At 61.6% G+C, this 19,172-nt stretch carries 21 protein-coding genes and 1 other RNA gene; 17 read left to right on the top strand and 5 right to left on the bottom strand.

From position 1 onward, the window contains the following. Positions 1-25: 25 nt before the first annotated feature. Both rnpB and ADJ79_RS06260 read right to left on the bottom strand, forming a co-directional pair. Positions 26-345: RNase P RNA component class A (gene rnpB / locus ADJ79_RS12800), an RNA gene on the bottom strand. Positions 346-525: 180 nt separating this feature from the next. Continuing rightward, entirely contained in the window at positions 526-1,959 is a 1,434-nt protein-coding gene (locus tag ADJ79_RS06260) for a sensor histidine kinase (RefSeq protein ID WP_082203159.1), read from the bottom strand. A gap of 56 nt (positions 1,960-2,015) precedes the next feature. Here ADJ79_RS06260 and ADJ79_RS14145 point away from each other — a divergent pair, with 56 nt between their 5' ends. From ADJ79_RS14145 to ADJ79_RS06225, 7 genes are all read left to right on the top strand, one after another. Beyond that, on the top strand, positions 2,016-2,465 hold the full coding sequence (locus ADJ79_RS14145) for a hypothetical protein (protein WP_172674038.1): 450 nt from the start codon (positions 2,016-2,018) through the stop codon (positions 2,463-2,465). Between the two features lie 92 nt (positions 2,466-2,557). After that, entirely contained in the window at positions 2,558-3,121 is a 564-nt protein-coding gene (locus ADJ79_RS06255) for a cytochrome b (RefSeq protein WP_050715237.1), read from the top strand. A gap of 29 nt (positions 3,122-3,150) precedes the next feature. After that, positions 3,151-3,714: a YceI family protein gene (locus ADJ79_RS06250; RefSeq protein ID WP_050715236.1), complete on the top strand. Its 564-nt coding sequence runs from the start codon at positions 3,151-3,153 to the stop codon at positions 3,712-3,714. 82 nt (positions 3,715-3,796) lie between these two features. Further along, positions 3,797-4,369 (top strand): YceI family protein, encoded by a 573-nt coding sequence (locus ADJ79_RS06245; RefSeq protein WP_050715235.1) that lies wholly within the window; start codon positions 3,797-3,799, stop codon positions 4,367-4,369. 296 nt (positions 4,370-4,665) lie between these two features. Beyond that, complete coding sequence (locus ADJ79_RS06240; protein WP_082203158.1) at positions 4,666-5,958, top strand: phospholipase A; 1,293 nt, start codon at positions 4,666-4,668, stop codon at positions 5,956-5,958. Positions 5,959-6,648: 690 nt separating this feature from the next. Further along, positions 6,649-7,278, top strand: a complete 630-nt coding sequence (locus ADJ79_RS06230) for a Spy/CpxP family protein refolding chaperone (RefSeq protein WP_050715232.1) — start codon at positions 6,649-6,651, stop codon at positions 7,276-7,278. 176 nt (positions 7,279-7,454) lie between these two features. Then, positions 7,455-7,676, top strand: a complete 222-nt coding sequence (locus tag ADJ79_RS06225; RefSeq protein WP_050715231.1) for a DUF2788 domain-containing protein — start codon at positions 7,455-7,457, stop codon at positions 7,674-7,676. A 644-nt stretch (positions 7,677-8,320) separates the two neighbouring features. On the opposite strand, the gene minE is transcribed toward ADJ79_RS06225, so the two are convergent. Genes minE through minC form a run of 3 tightly spaced genes read right to left on the bottom strand, consistent with a single transcriptional unit; the run spans position 8,321 to position 10,232 of the window. Beyond that, on the bottom strand, positions 8,321-8,605 hold the full coding sequence (gene minE / locus ADJ79_RS06220) for a cell division topological specificity factor MinE (protein ID WP_050715230.1): 285 nt from the start codon (positions 8,603-8,605) through the stop codon (positions 8,321-8,323). A gap of 3 nt (positions 8,606-8,608) precedes the next feature. After that, positions 8,609-9,424, bottom strand: coding sequence for a septum site-determining protein MinD (gene minD / locus ADJ79_RS06215; protein WP_050715229.1), 816 nt, complete (start codon positions 9,422-9,424; stop codon positions 8,609-8,611). A gap of 55 nt (positions 9,425-9,479) precedes the next feature. Then, positions 9,480-10,232 carry a septum site-determining protein MinC gene (minC, locus tag ADJ79_RS06210; protein WP_050715228.1) on the bottom strand — a complete coding sequence of 251 codons (753 nt, stop codon included), beginning with the start codon at positions 10,230-10,232 and terminating at the stop codon, positions 9,480-9,482. Between the two features lie 214 nt (positions 10,233-10,446). On the opposite strand from minC, the gene ADJ79_RS06205 reads away from it, so the two are divergent. The 10 genes from ADJ79_RS06205 (at position 10,447) to ADJ79_RS06165 (ending at position 19,109) form a co-directional block, all read left to right on the top strand. Next, a complete protein-coding gene (locus ADJ79_RS06205; RefSeq protein ID WP_050715227.1) occupies positions 10,447-10,857 on the top strand; it encodes a YbaN family protein in 411 nt (136 codons plus the stop codon). Positions 10,858-10,892: 35 nt separating this feature from the next. Further along, positions 10,893-11,873, top strand: coding sequence for a glutathione synthase (gene gshB / locus ADJ79_RS06200; protein ID WP_050715226.1), 981 nt, complete (start codon positions 10,893-10,895; stop codon positions 11,871-11,873). A gap of 326 nt (positions 11,874-12,199) precedes the next feature. Continuing rightward, the gene (locus ADJ79_RS06195; RefSeq protein ID WP_050715225.1) at positions 12,200-13,279 is read left to right on the top strand and encodes a 3-deoxy-7-phosphoheptulonate synthase; all 1,080 of its coding nucleotides are present in this window, start codon (positions 12,200-12,202) and stop codon (positions 13,277-13,279) included. A gap of 346 nt (positions 13,280-13,625) precedes the next feature. Beyond that, positions 13,626-14,972, top strand: coding sequence for an anaerobic C4-dicarboxylate transporter family protein (locus ADJ79_RS06190; protein WP_050715224.1), 1,347 nt, complete (start codon positions 13,626-13,628; stop codon positions 14,970-14,972). Between the two features lie 459 nt (positions 14,973-15,431). Then, positions 15,432-16,517 (top strand): HlyD family secretion protein, encoded by a 1,086-nt coding sequence (locus tag ADJ79_RS06185; RefSeq protein ID WP_050715223.1) that lies wholly within the window; start codon positions 15,432-15,434, stop codon positions 16,515-16,517. 166 nt (positions 16,518-16,683) lie between these two features. Further along, positions 16,684-16,845, top strand: a complete 162-nt coding sequence (locus tag ADJ79_RS14135) for a hypothetical protein (RefSeq protein ID WP_156304055.1) — start codon at positions 16,684-16,686, stop codon at positions 16,843-16,845. After that, entirely contained in the window at positions 16,842-17,510 is a 669-nt protein-coding gene (locus tag ADJ79_RS06180) for a CPBP family intramembrane glutamic endopeptidase (RefSeq protein ID WP_050715222.1), read from the top strand. Before ADJ79_RS14135 ends, ADJ79_RS06180 begins: the two co-directional genes overlap by 4 nt. Positions 17,511-17,589: 79 nt before the next feature. Continuing rightward, positions 17,590-17,754, top strand: a complete 165-nt coding sequence (locus tag ADJ79_RS14130) for a bacteriocin (RefSeq protein WP_156304053.1) — start codon at positions 17,590-17,592, stop codon at positions 17,752-17,754. 48 nt (positions 17,755-17,802) lie between these two features. After that, a complete protein-coding gene (locus ADJ79_RS06170; protein WP_082203156.1) occupies positions 17,803-18,567 on the top strand; it encodes a CPBP family intramembrane glutamic endopeptidase in 765 nt (254 codons plus the stop codon). Then, entirely contained in the window at positions 18,564-19,109 is a 546-nt protein-coding gene (locus tag ADJ79_RS06165) for a cysteine peptidase family C39 domain-containing protein (protein WP_050715219.1), read from the top strand. Before ADJ79_RS06170 ends, ADJ79_RS06165 begins: the two co-directional genes overlap by 4 nt. The last annotated feature ends 63 nt before the right edge of the window (positions 19,110-19,172 follow it).

Below are 19,172 nucleotides of genomic sequence, written 5' to 3'. Positions count from 1 at the left end.
CCAGCGCGCGATGAAATGAAGAAAAGCGTGAAGTCCGCCGATAAGCCGGATTCTGTGCGGCATGGCGCGCCATGCCGTGACCGCCATCAATCTGGGCCGGGGGTCGCCCGCCCGGCTCGATGCCACCTACCCGCACACTCAGCGGGCCGCCTCACTGTGTGCCTATTTGGTGTTGCTGCGCGCAGAGATTGCCCGTTTCACCCGCACTCAAGCGGCTCGTCTCTGTTGCTCTGATCCTCGCCTCGCGGCGGGGAGCCGTTAGCTCCTGCGCTGCCCTGTGCAGTCCGGACGTTCCTCCAGCGCGGCCTTGCGGCCTGTTGCGCCAGCGGCGGTCTGGCGGGCTTCACGGGCGGCGATTATCGCCGCCCAAGCCCGGGCCTGGGCGGCAAAGGGCAGCGCGCCGGCAATGCAAGAAAACGCTCGAACGAAGGGTATATCTCGCTCCTTAATCCATAGCAATATGTCCTAGTACATATTGCGCGAAGCGGTGTTTCTTTCCCGTTTATTTGCTCCTGTTTTTTTGTATCAAATCAGGCCTTCGAGCGTCAACTCCACGCGCAAGCCCTTGAGCGCCTCGCTTTTGCCCAGCTTCAGCTCTCCGCCGTAGGCTTGGGCGATTTGGCTGGCGATGGACAGGCCCAGGCCCGTGCCTTCCACGCTTTCATCAAAGCGCAGGCCGCGCTGGCCAGCCGCTTCAAGCTGGGCGGCGCTCATGCCGGGGCCGTCGTCTTCTATGGACAGGCGCAGGGCGCTGCCAGTTCGGCGCACTTGCAGGCGCACTTGGGAGGCAGCCCATTTGCCTGCGTTGTCCAGCAGGTTGCCTGTGGCTTCTTCCAGGTCGGTGCGGTCGCCTCTCCAGCGCCAGGCGGCAGCGGGCGGCGGCGCGTCCATGTGCCAGTCCAGCTCTTGCGCGGCGTGCAGTCTGCGCATGGCTTGCACGATGGGCGTCAGGCACTCAAGCACGGCTGTGCTGGCGTGGGTGGCGCTGGCGTGGGCGGCGTCGCTCATGGTGCGGCTTTGGTAGCGGTCTATCAGCCGCGTCATGGCGGTGATGTGCTGCAAGGCTTCGGCCGAGTCCACCTGGCTTTGGCGGCTGGCGCTGGCCGCCAGCAGGGCCAGGGGTTTTTTCAGAGCGTGGTTCAGGTCGGCCGCGTGGGCGCGGGCGCGGCTGACGACGCGTTCGTTGTGCGCCAGCAGGGCGCCAAGTTCGCGCTGCAGGGGGGCCAGGTCGGAGCCGGCGGGCACGTCCTGGATGCGGGGCGTTTGCGGATGGCGCGGGCCGTGGGGCTGGCGTTCGGCCGCTACGGCACGGGTGAGCCGCCGCAGCGGCGCCAGGCCCACGCGCACTTGCGCCAGCAGCATGACGGTGAGAAAAACAATGAGGCTGATGACGCTGACCAGCAGGATGCGGTCTATGCGCTCCAGGTTGTCTTGCAGGGTGCTGGCGGGGGCGAAGACGGTCAGAGTCGCTGGCTCGTTCAGGCCGCTGAGGGTGATGCTGCGGCTTTGCGCCAGCAGCGGCTCGGCGCGCGGGCCGCGTGCCTGCATCAGCCCCAGCGCGGCCGGGCCTGCGGCTTTGTCAAGCAACTGCGCCTCGGCATCCCATAGCGAACGCGAATGGCCCAGCGTGCTGGCGTCGGATGTGCGCCTGACCTGCCAGTACCAGCCGGAATAGATGGTGCTGAATTCGTCTCCTGCGCCTGATTCGGTGACTTCGTCTTTCACGCCGGGCACGTGCAGCAGGCGCGCGGCTACGCGCTCCTGGCGCTCTTGCAGCGCCTGCGCAAAGCTTTGGTAAAGCGCTCCGTGCATTTGAGTGCGCAGCCAGATGCTGCCGCCCACCAGCGCCAGCGCGGCTGGCGCCAGCGCCAGCACGGCAATGCGGCGCGCCAGTGTCCAGCGCCGCACGGAGGGCGCAGGCGGCGGGGCTGTTTCAGAAAGGTCTTCAGGCGCGGACATGGGTGCGGATTATTCAAAACCTGTTCATGGCTCGAAGGCGCAGACGGGTCATTGCCTTGGCGCTGCGCTTTCAGCTCCGTTCAGCTTGCACAGACACATCAAAAAGAAGAGCTAATTCAGGCATCCAGAAACGGCATCAAACGCACATTTCATCAGGACCTGATGCTATGGATAAAGGAGCTGAATATTTTGTCTCATTCAGCTCTGTTCCTCCGTTTGCTGGCAAGGCTGTGAACAAGACAGGAATAAATGTCACCTTGTCCACAGGGCGATGTGCGGCAGCGTTTCTTATCCCCGCTATGCCGCAAAGCGGGCGGCTGTTCTCCATACCTTCACCAATCATGCAATCCATTGAAAAACAAAGAAAAAGAGATGTTCTCCACAGAGAAGTGGCAGGCTTACTACGACGACTAATTCAAAAAATCAAAAAACATCCAGAGACAAGGGATATCTTTTTCCGGACCGTGCCTGGGCCAGACGCGGGCGTTTTCCGGCTGAAAGAATGAAAATTTCGTGAACTTCCCGCTATCGGCAAAGACAAAGGCTGCCCGGCACAGGCCCGGGCCTTGAACAACCTTCAACGAAACAAACCACCACGATGTCTTCTGCTCACACCAAAACCCTGCCAGACCAGGCCCGTTACACCCGGACGGCCATTGCCCTGCATTGGCTATTGGCGCTGCTTCTCATCGGCCTGGCAGGCTCGGGGGTCTATATGGCAAACCTGCCGTTTTCACCAGCCAAGCTCAAGCTCATCAACTGGCATAAATGGGTGGGCATCTGTGTGCTGGCGCTTTCAGCTTTGCGCCTGCTGTGGCGGCTGACGCACCGCCCGCCCGCGCTGCCGCCTGCCGTGCTGGAGGCTATGCCTGGCTGGCAGCGCGTGGCGCACCACGGGGTTCACGCGCTGATGTATCTGCTCTTTTTCGCCGTGCCGCTCGCGGGCTGGGCTTACAGCTCGGCGGCGGGCTTTCCCATTGTGTTGTTTGGCGTGCTGCCGCTGCCTGATTGGCTGGGCGCTGACAAGGCGCTGGCGGCTGGCATCAAGCCGCTGCACGCGCTTTTGGCCATGGCCCTGATGGCGCTGGTGGCGCTGCATGTGGCAGGCGCGCTCAAGCACCATCTGATAGACCGCGATGGCCTGTTGAGCCGCATGAAATAACGCTGAATTTGTCCGAAGGAGTCAGATATATGTTCAGAAAAACCGTGGCCGCCAGCGCGCTGGCGCTGGTCTTCGCAACTCCCGCCCTGGCCGCTCAGGCGTTGCTGCCCGCCCAAAGCGAAATGGCCTTTGTGAGCACGCAAATGGGTGTGCCGGTGCAAGGGCATTTCACCCGTTTCAGCGGTGATGTGGCGTTTGACCCGGCCCGCCCCGCCGCCGCCAGCATCACCTTGTTCATCGACATGGGCAGCGCCACACTGGGCGTGAAGGAAACCGATGCCGAGCTGGCCAAGGCTGACTGGTTTGACGTGGCAAAGTTTCCGCAGGCCACTTTCACTTCCAGCGCCGTAAAGGCGCTGGGCGGCGGCCGTTTTGAAGTGGCGGGGCAGCTCTCCATCAAGGGCAAGAGCCTGCCTGTGACAGTGCCGGTCACGCTTGTCCAGCAAGGCGCGGTGACGGTGGCCAGCGGCGAGATCACCATCAAGCGGCTGGCCTTTGGCATTGGTGGCGGCGAATGGGGCGACGCTTCTTTGGTGGCTGACGATGTGAAAGTCAGCTTCAGACTGGCGCTTTCGGGCGTGGACAAAATCTGATGGTCCTTGCTCAAAATACCCGCTCTGGCCGCCTTGGCAGCTTTCAATTGTTTTTATCAACCCCTAGAAAAGGAGCTTTCCCATGCGCCATGCATTTACCGTCCTCGCCGCTTGCGCCGCTTTCGCAGCCGCCGCGCCAGCCCAGGCCGCCGATTACGTGATTGACGCCACGCACACCACGGTGTTTTTTGAAATCAACCACTTCGGCGCTTCGATCAACCGCGCCCGCTTTGACAAGAAGGAGGGCACGGTGCAGTTCGATCCCGCCGCCAAGACGGGCAAGGTGAATATCAAGATTGACGCCGCCAGCATCAGCAGCGGTGTGCCGCCGTTTGACAAGCACCTCAAGAGCGCCGATTTGTTTGACGTGGAGAAATACCCGTCAATCACCTTCGCGGCCGACCAATTCACGTTTGACGGTGACAAGGTGAAGGAAGTGAAAGGCCAGCTCACGCTCAAGGGCAAGACGCACCCCGTTACGCTGGCGGCGCGGCAGTTCACCTGCTACCCGAACCAGATGGTCAAGCGCGAAGTGTGCGGCGGTGACTTCGAAACCACGATTGACCGCACCCTGTTTGATCTGGGCTACGGCCCCGAACAAATGGCGGGCAAGCAAGTGCACGTCGTTATTTCTGTAGAGGCTGTGCGCCAGTAAGAGCCTGCTTCCAATTTGTCAGTGGGCGCGAACCGCAGGCGGGCTTTGCGATCCGGCGAGAATTTGCAAGACCCGTAAATGCCCGAGGCCGCGCCCAAGTCCGCACTTTCCGCGCCCACGGACATGAACTGAAGGCGCGAGGGGGTTTGGAAGGCAGGCTGATTTTGCTATTGCATTGATAGCTGCCCGCGCTTATTTCATCAGGACTTGCGGGCAATTTGGCTCCCATAAAAACGCTTTCTCATCCGGCCCGGCCGCCCCAGCGGCTCCAGCCGCCCAACCGGCTTTCACGCACCATGCCCCGATTTCCCTTGTGGCCCCTGGCCTTGCCCCTGCTGGCCGCCGCCCAGACAGGCGCGGCCGCGACGCCAGCCGCCCCTGCCACGCCCCTTGCCTCGCCATTGGCCGAAGATACGCAAGCCAAAATTCAGCAGGCCGCCGCCTGGCAAGCCTGCACCCTGCTGGCCGATGACGAACGCCTGGCCTGCTTTGACCAGTGGGCCGCCAGCCAGCAAAAGCTCATGCAAGCCATGAGTCAGCGCGTGGCGGGCGTGACCCAGACGAGCGAGGCGGATGCCGCGCTGCCCGCTGCCAGCGCCACGGCCTCCGTGCTGCGCGCCGATGTCACGCAGGCTCTGGCCAGCGCCCAGCCCGCTCCTGCGGCCCGTGACGACGCGCCTGAAGGCATTACTGCTTCCACCGGCATCGTTGGCGTGGGGCTGGAGCAAGGCTGCCGCGACCGGCAGTTTTCCGCGCTCTCGCGCTTCTGGGAACTCGAGTCGGGCAGCGCCTGCCCCACTTTCAGCCTGCGCGGCTATGGCCCCACGGGCCTTCTGGTAGCCGTGGGCAACCGCATGAACCAGCAGCCAGCCTCGCCCAATGCGGCCAATGTGGTTTCCACTCCCACCAGCTGGCGCAAGGAAGAGACGCTGTTGCTGGTGTCCGTGCGCACGAAGATTGCGGGCGGCCTTTTCACCCCGGCTCATTCGCCCCGGCGCGACTCGCTGTGGTTTGGCTATACCCAGCAGTCTTACTGGCAACTGTTCAGCCCGGAGCATTCGCGCCCTTTCCGCTCTACCGATTACGCGCCCGAAGCCATCTACATCTACCCCACCACAGCCAGCCTGCCCCTGGGCTGGCGCTGGCGTTACACCGGCGCAGGCCTGGTGCATCAGTCCAACGGCCAGTCAGACCCCCAGTCGCGCAGCTGGAACCGCGCCTATCTGATGGCTGGCTTTGAGCATCCACGAGGCTTGACCGTGCAGGCCAAGCTCTGGAGCCGCTTCAAGGAAACGGCGCTCAACGACAACAACCCTGACATCACCCGCTACCTGGGCCACAGCGAAATTGCCGCAGCTTGGCAAGTCAATTCCCGCAACCTGTTGCGCGCCACCTTCACCGGCCCCGTTGGCACAGGCCGTGGCAGCACGCGCTTGGAATGGCTGCGCGCCTTGGGCAATGGCGCAGGCAACAGCTTCAGCGGCCTGCATCTGCACCTGCGCCTGTTCCACGGCTATGGCGACAGCCTGCTGGACTACAACTACAAGCGCACGGTTTTCAGCGTAGGGCTGAGCCTGCTGGAGTTCTAGGAACCCGTCCTCAAGGTCATTCCAGAAGTCTGACCGTGCGACGAATGCAGGCAATCTTCGCGAATGCTTCAGCCGAGGCCACGCTGACCCCCGGCTCAACTTTTCGATAGCGCTTGGAAAGCCACTCAGGCCGCCGCTTCCGTGGTGCTGAAGCGCACTTCGCCCGTTAGCAGCTTGTACAAGGTGTGGAGGTGCATTTTTTTCAAGCTTTGCCCCCGCCTTGGCGCGGCTACGGGGTGATGAAGCATCTCTCTCTTGCTAGTGCGCCACCAGCTGACGACTCCAGCCGCGCTACCGAGCCGGTGTTGCTTGCCCGTATGAATTGAAAAACAGGAGCGAATTAAAGGGGTATGAAATACCATTCTGCGCTTTGTGCACTAGGACATTCAGCTATGGTTTCAAGAGCAGATTAAGTCTTTCTTTCGTACCAGTGTGAGTGACTCTTTTATCCGCAGAGTCGGCCCAGGAATGCTCGGACCGGAGTTTGGGTTTTGCTTTGGAGCGCTCAGGCACCACATTGAAGCGCTGCTCATTCCCTGCGGCATGTCGCCCGGCCGCGCGACGGGTGGCGGTCTTTACAAAACTTCAGCGCTCATGCGCACTGCCCGAAACATGCGCAACCCACACTTGCTCTCCATGCCGGACAACGGCGCCCTTCCCCTCTGTTGGAGCTTTTAAAAGGAAACCGCCATGTTTCATCACCGCAAACCTTTTCTGATGGCCGCTTTGATGGCCGTTGCAGCCGCTTCGGCGCAGGCGCAAATGCCCGCTTCCGGCGAAGCCTCCGCCCAGGCGGATGGCGCGGCCCGCCAGAAAACCGCCAGCCACGACGGCAAGGCTGGCCGGTGCCATGCCCGCATGGCCGAGCGCCACGCCAAGCGCATGGCCGCGCTGAAAGAGCGTCTGAAGATTTCTCCCGCACAAGAAGACGCGTGGAACCAATTCGCCAGCGCCATGCAGCCGCCCGCCCCGCCCGCCCAGCGCCCTGATCGCGCCGAGTTTGAGCGCCTTACGACGCCTGAACGGCTCGACCGCATGCAAGCCATGCAGGCCGAGCATCAGACTCGCATGGCCGCCCGCAACCAGGCCATCAAGAATTTCTACGCGCAACTCACGCCTGAACAGCAAAAAGCCTTTGACCAGCACGCCATGCATGGCCGCCCCGAGGGGCGCCCGCACGGCCGGCCGCATGGCAAATCACGCGATGAACGCGACGGCTGCCAAGGCGGCAAGGGCGGTCCAAAAGCCGGATTCAGGGGCGGCGACGGCCCTTGCGCCATGCCGCCTGATGGCCCCAATGGCCGCCCGCCGCGCGGCTGACGCTGGCGGCTCCTGCCGGCCGCTTGCTTTCATGCTTTGACTCCTCTTGCTCCTCCTGCCGCCCGGTGGCTTGCCACGGGCGGTTTTTTTATGCGCTGTTTTCATACCCGGCGCAGGCCGGGCGTGGGGCTATGCCGTAAGCTCAGCAGCCCTTTTCATTCCTTGCCTGCCCATCCATGTTCGGTTTCAGTGAAGAGCAGATTGCCTGGTTCGGCCTCACCTTTGGCGTGGGCGCGTTCATTCTTTACATGCTGTTTGTCATTGGACAGCTGGCATGGGAATCCAAGGCGGGCAAGTTTGGCACTTTCGTGCTCTTTCTCGCGCTGGCGCTGGGCATGCTGGGCTTTATTGCCAAGGTGGTGATCCAGTGGATTCTGGAAAAGGGCGCGCCAGCTTGAGCGCCGCGCCCCCGGCGGCGCAGGCGTCTTGCAAAAAGCCTTTTCTTGAGGTTTTCAGGACCTGTTCAAGGCCTGGCCGTAGACGTAAAGAAAATTTACGGCAAACGATTGTCATGTATCCAAGTAAGTGACATGACCGATGAACAGTGTGAGATTGTGCAAAAGCACTTTCCGATAGGTAAGCGTGCAGGCAGATCCCGGGTGCGTAGCGCCCAAGACACCCTTTTGGGTTCATTCAGCAAAGTGTTTGGTCAGCACATGTCACTGTGCGTCGGTCATACCGCTTGGGTAAATGGGGGATTTTGCTATTCACTTGGGGTTTAAGGACAGGCTCTTATGACAGGAAGCGTTTAAGTCGCAGCACCAGAAACTGGTGCGCAAGCGGCAAGGGCGCGCAGGGGCTTGACGTGGGTGTCTGCCGTGCAATCAAAGCTGTCGCAAGCACTGCCCCAGACTTGCTCCAGCAGTTCAGCGCAGATGCAAGATGCGCCCCGCTACTGTAGCGGGGCGGCCAGTAAGCCATGCAAGGTGGCTCACGCGCAAACTGGCAGTTTGCGCGGGGAAAAGTCCCAGGGCATTCCGTCTCCGCGCCGGAAGGCGCGGAGGTCAGGCTGGCTGATGTCTCAGTCCGCTAGCGCAGCAGATCAGTTTGCGCCCGGCCCAGCCAAATTGCCGGGGCGGGTGTCGGGCAGATCAATTTTGACTTCAAGTACATCCAGATTGCCCTGGTGGTGAATCTGGATGTCGCTGTCGTTGATTTGCACGTATTTCTTGACGACGGCGATCAGCTCGGCGCGCAGTGCGGGCAGATAGTCAGGGGCATGGGCGCTGCGCTCGCCGCGTTCGTGAGCCAGGATGATTTGCAGCCGCTCTTTCGCCACCGAGGCGGTTTTTTTCTTCTCGCCAAAGAACAGATCGAGCAGGGACATGGCTTATTTGCCTCCGAACAGGCGCTTGAAGAAGCCAGGCTTTTCCGCTTCGGTAAAGCGCAGCGGGCGCTCTTCGCCCAGAAAGCGCTCTACTACGTCTTTGTAGGCTTCGGCCACATCCGTGCCTTCCAGATAAACGGCAGGCAGGCCTTGATTGGAGGCTTGCAGGATGGCCTCGCTTTCAGGGATGACGCCGATGAGCGGAATGCGCAGAATTTCCTGGATGTCGTCCAGGCTGAGCATCTGTCCGTCGGCTACGCGATTCGGGTTGTAGCGGGTGATGAGCAGGTGCTCCTTGATGGCCTCTTTGCCGTCAATGGCGCGCTGGGTTTTGCTGCCCAGCATGCCCAGAATGCGGTCGGAGTCGCGCACGCTGGAGACTTCGGGGTTGGTGACCACGATGGCTTCATCAGCGTAGTGCATGGCCATGAGCGCGCCGGTTTCTATGCCGGCGGGCGAGTCGCAAACCACGTAGTCAAAGCCCATTTCTGCCAGTTCGTCGAGCACTTTTTTCACGCCTTCCTGCGTGAGGGCCTCCTTGTCGCGTGTCTGGCTGGCGGCCAGCACATGCAGGTTTTCGCACTGCTTGTCCTTGATAAGCGCCTGCGTGAGCGTGGCATCGCCCTGGATGACGTTGATGAAGTCGTACACCACGCGCCGCTCGCAGCCCATGATGAGATCCAGGTTGCGCAGGCCCACGTCAAAGTCGATGACGGCGGTTTTGAAACCCTTCAAGGCCAGGCCCGACGAAAACGCGGCGCTGGTGGTGGTCTTGCCCACACCGCCCTTGCCGGAAGTCACGACAACGATCTTGCTCATCTTCAGAGGTCTTTCTTTGCGGAAAACTGTTTTTGCTGGAAAAGGTGAATTTCGTTTACATGGCGACAGCCACGAGCTTGTGTCCGGCATCGCTGCTGCTGAGATGGATTTGCGCAGGGCGACCCCGCACGCCTTGCGGCAGGCCCGCTTCGGCGGTCTGGTATACGCCCGCAATGGCCACCAGCTCCGGCTCCATGGCCATGGCAAAGATGCGCGCCTTGGCGTCGCCATGAGCGCCTGCGATGGCGCGGCCGCGCAAAGGGGCGTAGACGTGGATATGGCCGTCAGCAATGACTTCCGCGCCAGGATTGACCACGGCGTTCACGATCAGATCGCGCCCTCTGGCATACACCTGCACGCCCGCGCGCACGGGGCGATCCACCATCATGGCCGTGCTGGGAACGAAGGCCGCCTCGGCCGTTCTGGCTGGCGCAGGGCGCGGGGCGGGGCGCGCGGCTTGATGTGACACGCGCGCATCAGGCGCGCAGGCCAGCCCGGCTGCGCGGGCGGCTTCCATCATTGCGGGCGTGCCGCCGCATACGGCCACGGGAGCCATCTTGTACTGGCGCAGCAGCTTGAGCAGCTCGGCAAAATCCAGCTCCGCGCCGGGCTGGCTGGCAACCAGCGGCGAGAGGTCGATCAGCAGCGGGTCGTGGTCAAAAAAATCGGGAGTGGAACCATAGTGGCGGCGCAAATCCGCCGCCAGCGCATCCAGCCCGGCTGACTTGAGCAGCAGCCCCACCAGCGGCAAGCTGGCGCTCTTGACTTCAAAGCTGGCAGGCGCTTTGGCAGGGGAGACGGAAGGCATGGATGAAGACTGCGCAGGGGAAAAATCGCCGCATCTTACCAGTGGGGTTATGTTTTTCGCTGCCTGCTTGAGTGACGGATGTAAGCAGTGATACCAGTGATGCAGACACAGGCAATGCCGTCCAAATTCCGTTGCAAATTCTCGTTTCCTGTCAGCCGGCAGGGGTCTAGGGGCATGGATTACATTCGCCCGGTTTTCCCGCCCAGCCCACGCCATGCCCTCTGATTCGCAACACTTTTTCTCCTCCAGCGCCAGCCAGCGAACCTCGGTCACGGTTTTGTTGTGGCGCGCGCTGGCGCTGTTGGGCATCGTCCTGGCCATCATCGGCGTCATGCTGCCCGTCATGCCCACCGCGCCTTTCGTGCTGCTGGCCGCCTGGGCGGCAGGCAAGGGCTGGCCCCGGCTGGAGGCATGGATGCTCGCGCATCCGCTGTTTGGCGTTTACATCGTGCGCTGGCGCGCCCGCCGCGCCATCCCACGCTCCGCCAAGTGGTTCGCCACCCTGGCCATGCTGTGCAGCAGCGTCATGCTCCAGTTCACCGGCCTGCCGCTGGCCGCACGCCTGGGCGTGCCCGCCGTGATGCTGGCCGTGGCGCTGTGGATCTGGCAACGGCCTGATCAGTAAAAAAGAGGTCCCCTGCCTCCAGAAAGACTCGTCCCATGCAATTGCTCTTCATCGCCGATCCGCTGCACACCTTCAAAACGTACAAGGACAGCACCTTCGCCATGATGCGCGAAGCCGCCGCACGAGGCCACGGTATCGCCTTTTGCGAGCCGCGCCATCTGCAATGGCAGCGCGGCGCAAGCGTCACGGCCCGCGTGCAAACGCTGCGGCTGACGGGCGATGAAGCCGGCGTCTGGCACGACATCACGGGCGAAAGCGTGCAGCCGCTGACGGCGTTTGACGCCGTTTTGATGCGCAAGGACCCGCCTTTTGACGCCGAATACATCTACGCCACGCACTTGCTGGAGCAGGCCGAGCGCGAGGGCGCGTGCGTCATCAACCGCCCGCGCGCCTTGCGCGACCACCCCGAAAAGCTCGCCATCATGGAGTGGCCGCAATACATCGCGCCCACGCTCGTCACGCGATCGGCCGAAGCCATCCGCGCCTTTCACGCCGAACACGGCGACATCATCCTCAAACCGCTGGACGGCATGGGCGGCATGGGCATCTTCCGCGTGGCGGCTGACGGCCTGAACCTCGGCTCCATCATCGAAACCCTCAATCACGGCGGCGCTGTCACCGTCATGGTGCAAAAGTACCTATCCGCCATCAAGGCCGGCGACAAGCGCGTGCTCATCATTGACGGCCAGCCCGTGCCCTGGTGCCTGGCCCGCATTCCGCAAGGCAGCGAAGTGCGCGGCAACCTGGCCGCCGGGGGCCGGGGCGAAGCGCAGCCGCTCAATGACACCGACCGCGCCACTGCCCAGGCCATCGGCCAGCGCCTGGCTCCGCGAGGTTTGCTGCTCATTGGGCTGGACATCATCGGCAGCAACGTCACCGAAATCAACGTCACCAGCCCCACCTGTTTTCAGGAAATTCACCAGCAAGCCGGCATCAACGTGGCTGCCATCTTCATGGATGCCGTTGAAAAAAAAAAGCCAGGCACAACAGCTGAGCCAAACCACAAACGCTCCTGAAAAAATAGCTATACGTCCTAGTGCAAAGAGCGCAGAACGGCATTTTTGACCCCCTGAATTTGCTCCTGTTTCTGATGCTTCTGGGCTACCGAGCTGATCTGGAAGCCTGCCTGCAACCCATCCAGGGGCGTTAAAAGCGCGGCCACAAGCAGGCTGAGGCGCCTTGCCGGGCTGCAAGGGAGGAGCAAGGCCCATCTGCGGTTTGCGTCTTGCGGCCCATCCTGGCTCCTTGGCTTTCGCCCCTCCCGGCCAGCTTGCAAACAGGCTCTGACAAATGCGGACGGCGTAATCTCGCGCCATCTCTTTGGCTTGACCGGAAAACGCATATGCCCTCCCACACCCAGGACGCCACCCGCACCAACGACATCCGCATGCGCGCCGTGCGCCCGCTGCTCACGCCCGCGCTGCTGCAAGAGTGGCTGCCCGCGCCGGATGCCGTGCTGGCCTTGGTGGAGCAAAGCCGCGCCGGCATCGCCCGCGTGCTGCACGGCGAAGACGACCGGCTCATCGCCGTTGTCGGCCCCTGCTCCATACACGACCACGCGCAGGCGCTGGAATACGCGCAGCGGCTCAAGGCCGAAGCGGACGCGCTGGCAGGCGAGCTGCTCATGGTGATGCGCGTGTATTTCGAAAAACCCCGCACCACCGTGGGCTGGAAGGGCTACATCAACGACCCGCGCATGGACGGCAGCTACGCCATCAACGACGGCCTGCAAATGGCCCGCCGCCTGCTGCTGGACGTGCTGGCGCTGGGCTTGCCCGTAGGCACGGAGTTTCTTGATCTGCTCTCGCCGCAGTTCATTTCCGATCTCGTCAGCTGGGGAGCGATAGGCGCGCGCACCACCGAAAGCCAGAGCCACCGCCAGCTGGCCAGCGGCCTGTCATGCCCCGTGGGCTTCAAAAACGGCACCGACGGCGGCGTGAAAGTGGCCGCCGACGCCATCGTGGCCGCGCAAGCGCCCCACGCTTTCATCGGCATGACCCAGATGGGCCAGGCCGCCATTTTTGAAACGCGCGGCAACCCGGACTGCCACGTCATCTTGCGCGGCGGCAAAGCGCCCAACTACAGCGCCGCCGACGTGCAGGCTGCCTGCCAGCTTCTGGCCCAGGCCGGGCTGCGCGAGCAAGTGATGATTGACTGCTCCCACGCCAACAGCGCCAAGCAGCACCGCCGCCAAATCGACGTGGCCGCCGACGTGGCCGCGCAAATCGCCGCTGGCGAGCGCCGCATCACCGGCGTGATGATCGAAAGCCACCTGAACGAAGGCCGCCAGGACATCACGCCCGGCCAGCCCCTGCAACACGGCGTTTCCGTGACTGACGCCTGTTTGAGCTGGCAGCAGACGGCGCCCGTGCTGCGCCAGCTGGCCGAAGCCGTGAAGGCGCGGCGAAAGCGCGGCGCCTGATGGGCGGCTTCATCACGCCTCACGCGGCAGCCCATTTGCCGCGCCTTTTCGTGTGCCATTACTAATGGCAGAAACTGCATTATCTGGCCGGCCTGACCCGTTTGCAGTTTGAAAACCGGCGCCAATTTTCTGACCTGCGTCATGAAACACGAGAATGGCGCCTGCCAGAACAACATAATCCATATTTTTTCATCGCCCGGCTGCCGCGCCAGGTTTAGAATCCGCCTTCATTATGGCCATTTGTGCGGTTACGGCGTCCGTGGAAAATGCGGGCCATTAATGCATTCGTGTATCGGTAATTGGCGCGCAGGTGTGCGCTGGCAGTCGTTGATAGTTTGGAGACGTCATGTCCACGCTGTTTATTGTTCAGTTTGTCATTGTTTTGTTGTGCATTCTGGTGGGTGCGCAGGCTGGCGGCATCGGCCTGGGCGTCTTTGGGGGGCTGGGCCTGGCCGTGCTGACCTTCGGCTTCCAGCTCCAGCCCACCAGCCCGCCCATCGACGTGATGCTGATGATCATGGCCGTGGTCTGCGCCGCCGCCGCCATGCAGGCCGCAGGCGGGCTGGACCTGATGATCCGGCTGGCCACGCGCATTTTGCGCAAGAACCCCAAACACATCACCTTCATTGCGCCAGCGGTCACGTACGTATTCACCATTTTTGCGGGCACAGGACACGTGGCCTACTCTGTGCTGCCCGTCATTGCCGAAGTGGCCCGCCGCAACGGCGTGCGGCCCGAGCGCCCGCTGTCCATGGCCGTCATCGCCTCGCAGTTTTCCATTGTGGCCAGCCCGATCGCAGCCGCCGTGGTATCTGCGCTGGTCATTCTGGAGCCTTACCACATCACCATGCTGGATGTGCTCATGGTCACCATACCCTCCACCATTCTCGGCATTGGCTTGGCTTGCATTTTCGTCAACAAAATGGGCAAGGAACTCAAGGACGACGAGCATTACCAGAAACGGCTAAGCGATCCGGATTATCTGGAAATGATTGAATCGCAGCAGGAACAAAATGCCTCGGAAACGGCCGCCGGCAACCGCAACGCCAAAATATCCGTGGGCATTTTCCTGATTGCCGCCGTGCTGGTGGTCATTATGGGTTCGGTGGAAAGCCTGCGCCCGTTTTTCCCTGACGCCAGCGGCAAGCTGAAACCGCTGGGCATGGCGCACACCATTGAAATTGTCATGCTCACGGCAGGCGCGCTCATCTTGCTGATTTGCAGGCCCGACGGCACGGCCATCACGCGCGGTTCGGTATTCCACGCCGGCATGCGCGCCGTGATTGCCATTTTCGGCATTGCCTGGCTGGGCGACACGCTGATGCACGCCCACATGGGCGAAGTCAAAGAGCTGGTTTCAGGGCTGGTGAAAAGCGCGCCGTGGACCTTCGCTTTCGCGCTTTTCATTCTTTCCGTGCTGGTCAATAGCCAGGGCGCCACAGTCGCCACGCTGTTTCCCGTGGGCGTGGGCCTGGGCGTGCCGCCGGAAATCATGGTGGGCACCTTTGTGGCCGTCAATGGCTACTTCTTCATTCCGAACTACGGCCCCATCATCGCGTCCATCGACTTCGACACCACGGGCACCACGCGCATTGGCCGCTACATCTTCAACCACAGCTTCATGCTGCCAGGGCTGCTCAGCCTGGCGTTCAGCCTGGCGTTCAGCTTGTTGCTGGCCAAAATGCTGCTGTAGCAGCGGCGCTTCCGCCTGCAAAGCACCGCCCCTTCTGGCGGTGCTTTTTTATGCCAGCCTGCGAGATTGAAGCGGCAAGGCCGCCATCAGGCTTCGGCGGCAAATTTCCTCTGAACAGCTTCTCAGCCCTTGCTTCAAAACCCGCAAGTCAACGCGAATGGCGCATGCCTGATTCAAGGGAGCAGAAATGCCGTTCCGCGCAGTGTTCACTAGGACATTGCGCTATGAATAAAAGAGCTAAATCAGGGCAGGCAACACGCTCTGCCCACCTGGCAAAGTCACGGGCACATCCGACAAAAAGCGCCTGGCTCCGTCAGCCGCGCGGCCAGCCCCTTTCAGACGGCATGGACCGGGCAAGCCGCCCGCGCGCCAGCGTTTCCGTTGATTATTTATTGATAGGAATTCTTGTTACTTGTAGCATGCGGCCCGCCATTTTCCTGACGCCTACGCATTGCCGCCATGCTGTTTCGCCCCGAAGTCATCCGCAATCACCGCAGCGCCCGGCTGGGCGGCATCGCTATCAGCCAGCCGCTGGGCGTGTGGCTGCTCACGCTGGCGGCGACGGGTATGGCGGCGGTCATCGTCGCCTTTCTCCTGCTGGGCAGCTACACGCGCCGCGCCAGCGTGGCGGGCCAGCTGGTGCCCTTGCAAGGCGTGGTCACGCTGCCTGCCCCTGTCACCCGCATCGTCGAGCGGCTGGACGCGGCCGAAGGCGACGCCGCCAGCGCCGAGCAGACGCTCGCCATCATCCAGGCCCCGCGCGCCATGCCTGAAAGCGGCAACGGCGGCGCGGCGCTGGAGCAGCAAATCCGCCAGCAGAAAGCCAGCTTGAAAGCCGCGCAAGACGCTCAGCAACAGCAACTGCGCCAGCAAGCCAGCGGCCTGAACGAACAACTGCAAGCCGCCCGGCGCGAATTGCTGCAAATCGAAGCCGAAGCCGCCACCCGCCAGCGCCAAACCCGCCTGGCCCGCGAAAAACTGGCCCGCTACCAAAGCCTGGAAAAAGCCGGAGCCGTCAGCGTGCAAGAGCAGCAATCCGCCGTTTTCGAGCACGAAGCGCAAACGCAAACCCTGCTGCGGCAAGCCGCCAGCACCCGCCGCCTGCTCGCCCAGCTGGAACAGGCCCTGCGCGAGCTGCCCAGCCAGCGCGCAGCCGCCCGCGCCAACCACGCGCGTGACATGGCGCAACTGGAGCAAAGCGAAGTGCAGGTGCGCATGGACAACCGCCTGGCCGTCACCGCGCCCGTGGCGGGCGTCATCGCCGCCCAGCTCGTGCGCCAGGGCCAGGCCGTGCAAGCGGGCCAGCCCTTGCTCAGCCTGCTGCCCGGCCAGGGCACGCTGCAAGCCCACCTGCTTGCTCCCAGCCGCGCTGTCGGCTTCATCGAACCGGGCGACAAAGTCATGCTGCGCTACCAGGCCTATCCGTACCAGAAGTTTGGCCACCACACCGGGCGCGTGGCCAGCATCAGCCGCAGCGCCCTCACCCGCAGCGAATTGCAGGCCCTTTCATCCGTTTATCAGAACCTGTTCAGAGTTTGGCCGTGAGGGGCGAAAGTGCGAATCGGGATGGGCTGCAAGGCGCAAACCGCAGACGGGCCTTGTGGCCCGGCGAGGATTTGCAACGCGGCAGCCCGCCCGAGTTCGCGCTTTCACGCCCACGGACAGACTTTGAACAGGTTCTCAGGGCGACGAGCCGGTTTACCGCATCACCGTGGATCTGCCCCGGCAGTACATCACCGCCTACGGCCGCCACGAAAACCTCAAGCCCGGCATGCTGCTGGACGCCGACATCATGGGCGAAAAGCGCCGCCTCATCGAATGGCTGGTGGAGCCGCTTTATTCGGTGGCGGGGAAAGTGGGGAATGCGGAATGACAAATGCCCTCGTTCATAAAACAGGCGCCGCCATTCAATGGGCAAGGGATTATGGGCAGGCGCATCCGAAAATGCAGGGTATTTTCTGGATCATCTCGACGGCTATCTTGACCATTGTTCCGAACGAACTCGTTAAATTCATGTGGAAATTTACGGGAAAAAATATTGCCGAATTCGCGGTAACGGCAATCACCATCCCCATCCTATTCATGCTGCAAAAAGAGCAATGCAGGAAATTCATGGGCCGCAGAATACCCATGCTGGCGCTGGCAGGTATTTTGCCTGCTGCGCTGTGGCTTTGCTTCAATAGAGAAGGTCGCATCAATGTGAATGGCGACACAAGCGGGGTGAATTTATTGATGTATTACTGTTTACATTTGATGAACATCTCGTTGATTATTCCGTTGTACGAAGAAAAAATCGTGAGGGGATTGCTTCTGAGGGGCATTGAGAAATTCACTGGAAGCCTGGGAGCCATCATCATCACGTCGTTTCTGTTTGGCGTAGCTCATCGCGGCAATGAGTGGCTGACGTTTGTTTATGGCGCCGTGCTGGCGTGGGCGGCGACATGCATGCGCATGGGCGCGTTCGAGCGCTCCATCATTCATGGAGCATACAACTTCACAATAGGATTTTATGTGCTGTTTTACATGGCTGATATTTGAGCAGGATCCAAGAATTGCCGGGCGTTCCGGCAGTCCCGTGGCACCGGGTTTGTGCCATTTCAATCGAAAGGAGCGCAAAATGCGCGAATTGACTCAAAATGAATTGTCTGAAGTTTCAGGTGGCGGCCCCTTGTATCCCTGGTATGAAGATATATGCAGCATTGTTGATGATCTGCCCAATCTTTATCGCTCGGTTATTAACTCCACGACCGAGATGATATGCATTGGAACCGGCGATTGCTGATGCCATAGACGCCTATGAAAGCCGGGCCGCGAGGCCCAGCTTGAGATCATGAGCAACGCGCGAATAATCTGTCTCTATATTCTGCATTTGATGGTTGCCGTGCTGATTGGCGTGGGCTTGCAAGATGCTGCGGGCCGTCATGTCGCCCAGGCAATTGGCAATCTGGCTGGACTTTTGTTTTTCCTGGCGGTTTACAGGCATGTCAGCGGCGGGAAACTGTTCGCCTGGCGCCCTGAAAAAAAAGTTTTTACCGGAAAGGACATGGCAATGCTTGCAGCGGGAAGCATTATGGCGGGCATCGCCATCAAGAGTGGCATGGGGCTGATTGATGATGCCTTTTATTTTGTTGCGGGCGGAATGGATATGGGCGCATTCCAGGAGATGATCAACGAAGACGCCGTCAGGCTACAAAAGATATGGGGTTGGCCGCTGGTTCTGATGCTGGCAACGGGTGCAGTGCGGGAGGAGTTGATTTACAGAAAATACTTGCAGGGGCATTTCGCAAAATATGGCCTGCTTGCAGGAGCAGGGGTCTCCGCCGTCATTTTTGCCGCCATTCATTTCAGGCCGGATTATATTTTTGCGGCCTTGCTGTTCTCGCTGCTCTATGTGGTGACGGGGCATTTGTGGGCGGCCATGCTGGCGCATTTTTCGGCAAATATGTTTTTTGGCGTTTGGGTGTGGCTGGCTGGCGCGCCGCAGGCGAAAGCTGTTTGGGCGCTGGGCGTGCTGTCGTTCGCTCTGTGCGTGATGTTTGCGATTGATTCAGTCAGGCGCGTTCGCGCTCAGGGCGGTTTCGGGGCGGGTGCATGAAGCCGCTAATCCAGTCTGAGGCCGCCGAATGCGGCCTGGCCTGTCTGGCGATGGTGGCGGGGCATTACGGCCTGCATATGGATTTGCCGCAGATGCGGCGGCGCTTTCCGCTTTCGCTCAAAGGGCTGCGGCTGAACCAGTTGATTGAGCATGCGCAGCAGCTGGGGCTGAACGCGCGGGCGCTGCGGCTGGAGATGCAAGACCTGGGGCAGCTGAAGCTGCCGTGCATCCTGCACTGGGATCTGAATCACTTCGTGGTGCTGGCGCACGTGGGGCGCAAGAAGGCGGTGCTGCTGGATCCGGCCTCGGGGCGGCGGGAGATGGATTTGCAGGATGTTTCGCGCCACTTCACGGGCGTGGCGCTGGAGCTTGCGCCTGCGCCGCAGTTCAGGCCGCAGCGGGCGGCGCCTGCGGTTTCGCTGCGGCAGCTGACGGGGCCGGTGCGTGGGCTGTGGGGAGCGCTGGCGCAAGTGCTGCTGCTTTCGGCGGCCTTGCAGGTGTTTGTGGTGCTGGCGCCCTTTGAGAACCTGTTCGCTGTCTAGACGCGAGGGGCAAAAGGGCGGATCGGGATGGGCTGCAAGGCGCAAACCGCAGACGGGCCTTGT

The sequence above is a fragment of the Ottowia sp. oral taxon 894 genome, assembly GCF_001262075.1.
Taxonomy (GTDB): Bacteria; Pseudomonadota; Gammaproteobacteria; order Burkholderiales; family Burkholderiaceae_C; genus Ottowia; species Ottowia massiliensis.
The sequence above is the reverse complement of the archived record's forward strand: the minus strand, read 5'-3'. Positions and strand labels throughout refer to the sequence as shown.